The organism is Pseudomonas putida (assembly GCF_028682175.1).
Classification (GTDB): Bacteria; Pseudomonadota; Gammaproteobacteria; order Pseudomonadales; family Pseudomonadaceae; genus Aquipseudomonas; species Aquipseudomonas putida_AD.
This window is the reverse complement of record NZ_JANHKS010000063.1, coordinates 23,812-30,062: the sequence shown is the minus strand read 5'-3', so window position 1 is coordinate 30,062 and position 6,251 is coordinate 23,812. Positions and strand designations below refer to the sequence as shown.

5 protein-coding genes and 1 pseudogene are annotated in these 6,251 nt (G+C 61.0%); all 6 read left to right on the top strand.

From position 1 onward, the window contains the following. A pseudogene (locus NPS29_RS26230) lies at window positions 1-487 on the top strand (hypothetical protein); the annotation flags it as partial. After that, window positions 484-1,893, top strand: a complete 1,410-nt coding sequence (locus NPS29_RS26225; RefSeq protein ID WP_274136260.1) for a hypothetical protein — start codon at window positions 484-486, stop codon at window positions 1,891-1,893. The pseudogene NPS29_RS26230 and the gene NPS29_RS26225, both read left to right, overlap by 4 nt. A 1-nt stretch (window position 1,894) precedes the next feature. Next, window positions 1,895-2,923: a PoNe immunity protein domain-containing protein gene (locus tag NPS29_RS26220; RefSeq protein WP_274136259.1), complete on the top strand. Its 1,029-nt coding sequence runs from the start codon at window positions 1,895-1,897 to the stop codon at window positions 2,921-2,923. Between the two features lie 250 nt (window positions 2,924-3,173). Then, on the top strand, window positions 3,174-4,376 hold the full coding sequence (gene cbiE, locus NPS29_RS26215; RefSeq protein ID WP_274136258.1) for a precorrin-6y C5,15-methyltransferase (decarboxylating) subunit CbiE: 1,203 nt from the start codon (window positions 3,174-3,176) through the stop codon (window positions 4,374-4,376). Then, window positions 4,376-5,473 (top strand): cobalt-precorrin-5B (C(1))-methyltransferase, encoded by a 1,098-nt coding sequence (locus tag NPS29_RS26210; RefSeq protein ID WP_274136257.1) that lies wholly within the window; start codon window positions 4,376-4,378, stop codon window positions 5,471-5,473. The genes cbiE and NPS29_RS26210 overlap by 1 nt, the downstream gene beginning before the upstream one ends. Continuing rightward, window positions 5,470-6,201 carry a cobalt-precorrin-6A reductase gene (locus NPS29_RS26205; protein WP_274136256.1) on the top strand — a complete coding sequence of 244 codons (732 nt, stop codon included), beginning with the start codon at window positions 5,470-5,472 and terminating at the stop codon, window positions 6,199-6,201. The genes NPS29_RS26210 and NPS29_RS26205 overlap by 4 nt, the downstream gene beginning before the upstream one ends. Window positions 6,202-6,251 lie beyond the last annotated feature (50 nt).

The window sequence follows — 6,251 nt, the reverse complement described above, 5'->3', positions numbered from 1 at the left end:
GGCTACGGCATTGCCTGCCTTGCCGGTGGGGTCGCAAAGCGCGCCGCCAAATGTTCTGGAGTTGAATTACCACGATGAAAGCCTCACCCCTTTGGCGGGTGCAGCCTACATCGCGCTATTTGAGGACGGTACCGTGCGCCAGGGGATCCTGGACGAGCGCGGCCATGCACGATTGGAGGCCGTTCCCGCCCAATCTGCCAAGGTGTACTTCGGCGAAGATGCTCAAGCTCACGCTGCCCGCGTTCCGCTGCCTGAAAACAAGTTCCACGCCGAGTCGACGACCAACGAGCAGGCCGAGGAACAACTCCAGGACTACCTGAACCGCGTCGATCAACTCTGGCAGGCACAGACCAGCTCTGCACAACGCGAGGCCAGCGCGCAACTCAACCCGCCCTCCGACGCCGATACCGGCGAAAGCCTTTGGCTTTACCTTGATGACGCCCAGCAAGCAGCTTTGCGCGACAAGCTGAAGGGGGAGCAGTCATGACCGACCTCTCGATCAACTCGCCCAACCGGGTCTGGTATGAGGCCCTGAAAGAGGAATCCATCAGTTTTCTCAAGGGCGACAATAACGCACCCTGGGCCATTCTTGCCGAAACGGCCATCGGCCTGGTGCCTGTGCTGGGCCAAATGGTCGATGCCCGGGATGTCATCAAGGGGTTGGTGGAAGTATCCGACGCGCCGGACAGCCAGCTGGCGTGGTTCAACCTGATCACCGCGTTGATAGGTCTGGTCCCGGGTGGTGGTGATGCAGCCAAGCGCTCAATGCGCGCCGTGAAGAGCGGAGCGGCCAATGTCGATGACCTGACCGCCATGATTCGGCGCTTTTATACTGGCGATCCGGAAAAGTTGCTGCGTGAGGTCACGGACCTCTCGACCCTCAAACAAAAGCTCGATGCACTGCTGAGCAATCCGCGCCTGATGAACCGCTTGTCAACCGAAATGCGCGGACAAGTGGACAGCATTCGCAACGGCCTGGACAGGCACTTTGCCGGCTTCAAACGCGAGATGGATGACTGGCTGGCCAGTGGCCGACGCACCAGCGCACAAGCGCCAATCATCGCCAAACAGAAACACGGCGTGCCGCCTGCCAAACCCCAAAGCCCCATGGGCGAAGGCCAGCGTACCCGCCACGATGTCGCCAATCCGGTGCGGCCCAATCAGCCCAACGCAGCCACTCAACGCACGGCGCGCTTCAAGCAGGTCTCCAACAAACTGCTCGGCGTTCTGGGCGAACACATGGCCGACTACTATTGCCAGGACATCAAGGGCTGGGGCCGAGGGCAGGCTGCTCACGACCAAAGTGAAATCAACACCGCCAAACTCAATGACGGTCATCGGCTGGTGCAACTCTGGCCATGCATCCCCCGGGGCCGTGGGATTGACGCGGTATGGAAAACCAACAGCGGCAAGCCGTACGCGATCATCGAAGCCAAGGCCAGCTTCAACCCGGCGAAAACGCTGGGGCAGTTGTTGGGGGAAGCAGGGGATAAGAATGAAAGTGGATTGAACGGGGGCGGCAATATTCGCCGCAAGGCTGGAGCAGGCGGAAAAGCGGGAGGCGGCTCGGGACAGGTGCGGCAGGTGAATGGCAAAGTGACGCAGATGAGTCATGGGTGGATTGAGCCTCGCTTGCAAAAAGCGGTTGTTTCAAAAGTAGTTGGTGAGCGAATCATTAGTAATGGGTACTCACGGCACGTACTATTTTTTTCTATTCCTCATGCGGTCGCTCATTCTGAGGCCCTGATTACTCGCTCGGCTGGGGCAGATGTAATGCCCGCAATCCACGCAGCTCATGAAGTGACTCGGGAATGGCATGACAACGAGATTCAGCGAGTCATAAACAATCGAGCAGGATTGAGCACTCAAGCTCGAAACAGAGCAGGTAAATAAGATGAGCTTCCACGAAAAAAGAAGACAACAGTTCTTAGGTGAACGCTATTACAACGAAACCATTTCGGCCATTCCCGAAGTTATACATATGTTCCAGCAGAGCCCAGCAGGATCGGGTTCTACGGAGCAAGAAGGCTGGATGATCTCGCAGCGAAGGGTTGCAGCAAACTTGTTCGATCAGCTTTTTCTAGAATACACAGCTGGTCAGCCTATAGAATCAATGCGCCAGCTTGTAGGACAAATCGTTAACGCATATGAGATTTATGGCCAGTCGTTATGGCGACATCATAACAACCAAAACGAGCCTGTCTTTGAGTTTGTATTAACTGACGACTACGCTGCACTGATGCAATTAATCGGTCTCTGCTTTCTTTTGCATAGGCGTGACCTGCTCCCTCGAATTGCTGCCTTACAAGACGGTGTGGACGGGGAAAACGGTGGCGCAGATGTACTTTTCGAAGAGTTCATGATTCATGCCATGGGGCCTGACATCCGGTATGAAAGCGATTACCTGTGCGCATTAAAACCCTATGAACCTTTGTTTTACGCGTTGACGGAGGACACCAACACCAAGCAACTCGCAGAACTGCATACCTTCCTCAAGCGCTGGTACAAAGACCTCGCCGGTTGCGCCTGGCATGACGCCCATAAACCCAATGAAAACGGCGAACAAGGTGGCTACTTCGGTTACTGGAGCTTTGAAGCCGGCGCCGCCGTCATCCTGCTAGGCATCGAAGACGACAGCAGCCTGCACCAGTATCTTTATTACCCCAAGGACCTCGTGGCCTGGTCCCGCGCTCATGCAGCTCAATACCCCGATGGCGGCATGACGGCTACAGCCACCATTCAATCGACCAACATCCAGGCTGGCCAAGCCTGTCTAAAAACCGGCTGGTGGTTTACCCCCACGCGGGCTGATTCACGGCGCTTTTTTCAAAAGGGCGCGACATTCCCAGCCATCGAAAACAGTGACTACGGCGCGACATTCTGGCAATGGAGTCCCGATCAGTCAGGCCCTTCGCTGGTATGACAACCGGTCACTCAGGCCATAACGGGCAAGCGTTCATTTGCCTGCGCGTGACTCACAGCGCGGTCAACAACCTGGGCGTGCTGGCTGATCATGTGCGATTCAAACTACAGGCAAGTAGGCGACATCCCAGTTCCTCCGGACGCGCCGGTCGGTCCATCTGACGACGCAAGGCTGCCGCCGCGGTATCATGCCGACGTTATCCACAGGCCACCCAGACCGGCCTGTGGCAGATTCAGGTTGAGGGCAATACATGTCGCCGTGGCTGACAGTCGTGGGAATCGGTGAGGACGGCTTCAAGGGGTTGGGCAGGAATGCCCGGCATGCGTTGTTGCAGGCTCGGCAGGTGTTTGGCAGTTCGCGCCAGCTGGAGCTGCTGCCGCCCTGTATTCAGGCCGAGCGGCATCAGTGGCCGAGCCCGTTTTCCCTGCACCCGGTGCTGGAGCTGCGTGGGCAGCCGGTCTGTGTGATCGCCAGTGGCGACCCAATGCTCTACGGCGTGGGCGTGAGTCTGTCGCGCCAGGTGCCTGTCGAGCAGATGCGGGTGATTCCCGCGCCCTCTTCCTATTCCCTGGCCGCCGCGCGGTTGGGCTGGGCGTTGCAGGATGTGGTGACGCTGTCTGTGGTGGCTCGCCCGTTGGCGGCGCTGAATGCGCAACTGCATCACGGCTTGCGCCTTCTGGTGTTGAGCAATGACGGCACGAGCCCCGCTGCGATTGCCGCCCTGCTGCGTGATCGCGGATTCGGCCCCAGTCATATGACGGTGCTGGAGCACCTCGGCGGGCCATCCGAGCGGCGTATCGAGGGCATCGCCAAGGAATGGTCGAACCCGGAGATTGCGGCGCTGAACCTGGTCGCCATCGACTGCCGCGCCGCGCCCGACACCCTGCGCCTGTCGCCCCTGGGCGGCCTGCCGGATGACGCCTTTCGCCATGACGGCCAGTTGACCAAACGCGATGTACGCGCCATTACGCTGGCCCGCCTCGCTCCGGTTCCCGGACAGTTGCTGTGGGATGTCGGTGCGGGTTGCGGCTCCATCGGCATCGAGTGGATGCGCGCTCACCCGACCTGCCGCGCCGTGGCCATCGAGGCCAATGAAGAGCGTCAGCAACTGATCGAATTCAACCGCGACGCGCTGGGCGTGCCCGGCCTGCAACTGGTGCGCGGTCGGGCGCCAGATGCCCTTGAAGGGCTGGAGCACCCGGATGCGATTTTCATCGGCGGCGGCGTGACCCGCGCTGGCGTGCTGGACACTTGCTGGCAACAGTTGCGCCCGGGCGGGCGGCTGGTGGCCAACGCCGTCACCCTGCAAAGCGAAGCGATGCTGGTCAACTGGCGCGAAGCCCATGGCGGTGAACTGACCCGCGTGCACCTTGCGCATTCCAAGCCACTGGGCAAGTTCGACACCTGGCGTCAGGCGCTGCCCATCACCCTCCTCGAAGCGATCAAACCCTGATGCGCGAAGAAACCGCCGAACAACCCGCGGCCCTGCGCAGCGGGCTGACCACAGGCAGTTGCGCCACGGCGACCTCGCTGGCGGCGGCGCGCCTGTTGCTGGCGGACGAGACCAACGATGCCATCGAGATCACCCTGCCCAAGGGCAAGCAGGTGACGATGCGCCTGGAGTTCTGCCGCCCACTGGCGAGCGGCGCCGAGGCCGGCACGATCAAAGATGCCGGCGATGACCCGGACGTCACCCACGGCGCGCTGCTGTATTCCCAGGTGCGCTTGATATCCGAACCCGGCGTGCGTTTTGTCGCAGGCCCGGGCGTGGGCACCGTAACCCGGCCTGGCCTGGTGCTGGGCGTGGGGGAACCGGCGATCAACCCGGTGCCTCGGCGAATGATGACCGAACACCTGACGGCACTTGCCACCGAACGAGGCTATGCAGGTGGCTTCGAAGTGACGGTCTGCGTGGACAACGGCGGCGAGCTGGCGCTCAAGACCATGAACCCGCGCCTTGGCATTCTTGGCGGGCTGTCGATTCTCGGCACCAGCGGCATCGTGCGGCCCTTCTCCTGCGCGGCCTACATCGCCTCGATTCACCAGGGCATCGATGTGGCCAGGACCAACGGCTACCAGCACATCGCCGCCTGCACCGGCAACGCCAGCGAAGACACCATGCGCCGGGTCTACCAGTTCCCCGACATCGCCCTGATCGAGATGGGCGACTTTGTCGGCGCCGTGCTAAAGCACCTGCGCAAAGTGCCTGTGGATAAACTCAGCCTGTGCGGCGGCTTCGGCAAGATCAGCAAACTGGCCGCCGGCCACATGGACCTGCACAGCCGCCACTCCAGCATCGACCTTGAACAATTGGCGCAATGGGCGGCAGATGTAGGCGCGGATGCCGGGCTGCAACAAGACATTCGAGAAGCCAACACCAGCCAACAGGCGCTGGCCATGGCCTCGAAGGCCGGCGTGCCGCTAGGGGATGCGGTGTGCCGGCATGCGCTGGATTTCGCCCGCAGCGTGGTGCCCGCCCAGGTGCAGGTGGAAGTCTTCGCCATCGACCGTCAGGGCGGCATCGTCGGCCACGCAGGAGCCTTCACATGAAACGCATCTTGTTGCTGGGCGGCGTGACCGAAGCGCTCGCCATCGCCCGAACCCTCGGCCCTGAGCACATCTACAGCCTGGCAGGTGTTGGCCGGGTGCCGTCTGATCTGCAATGCCAGGTGCGGGTCGGCGGGTATGGCGGCGCCGAAGGCTTGGCGCAATTCGTACATGACGAAGGGATCAGTCTGATCCTCGACGCGACTCATCCCTACGCCGCGCAGATCAGCTTCAACGCAGCGACTGCCGCAAAACTCACGGGTATTCCCTGCTGGGCCTTGCGTCGCCCCGCGTGGCAGGCAGGCCCGGATGACGACTGGCGTGAAGTGGCCAACTGGGCCGAACTCATCTCCGCCCTCGCCCCCTTCAAACGCCCCCTGTTCACCCTGGGCCGCGAGCCGCTGGAACACCTGCACGAAATCCCCGAACACCAGTTCTGGACCCTGCGCGCCCTCGACGCCTACCCCGGCAACGAGCGCTGCGAAGTCATCGGCGCGCGAGGACCCTTCCGGATCGAGGACGAGCGCGAGTTGTTCGAACGTCGCGATATAGACGTGCTGATCAGCAAGAACAGCGGCAGCAGCGCCACCGAACCCAAACTGGACGTCGCGCGGGAGCGTGGAGTGCCGGTGCTGGTGCTGAAGCGACCGGTGTTGGTGGGGGTGGATCGGAAATTTAGGAGTGTTGGGGAGGTATTGCAAGCGATCAACGCTGTATATGCAATGCGATAACTATGTAGTGCACGACGTGATCTGATCGGCGAGACAATCTGTTTCCAAAA

Coding starts and splice junctions, on each gene's coding strand:
- NPS29_RS26225 (WP_274136260.1), top strand. CDS start 484: ATGACCGACCTCTCGATCAACTCGCCCAACCGGGTCTGGTATGAGGCC.
- NPS29_RS26220 (WP_274136259.1), top strand. CDS start 1,895: ATGAGCTTCCACGAAAAAAGAAGACAACAGTTCTTAGGTGAACGCTAT.
- cbiE (WP_274136258.1), top strand. CDS start 3,174: ATGTCGCCGTGGCTGACAGTCGTGGGAATCGGTGAGGACGGCTTCAAG.
- NPS29_RS26210 (WP_274136257.1), top strand. CDS start 4,376: ATGCGCGAAGAAACCGCCGAACAACCCGCGGCCCTGCGCAGCGGGCTG.
- NPS29_RS26205 (WP_274136256.1), top strand. CDS start 5,470: ATGAAACGCATCTTGTTGCTGGGCGGCGTGACCGAAGCGCTCGCCATC.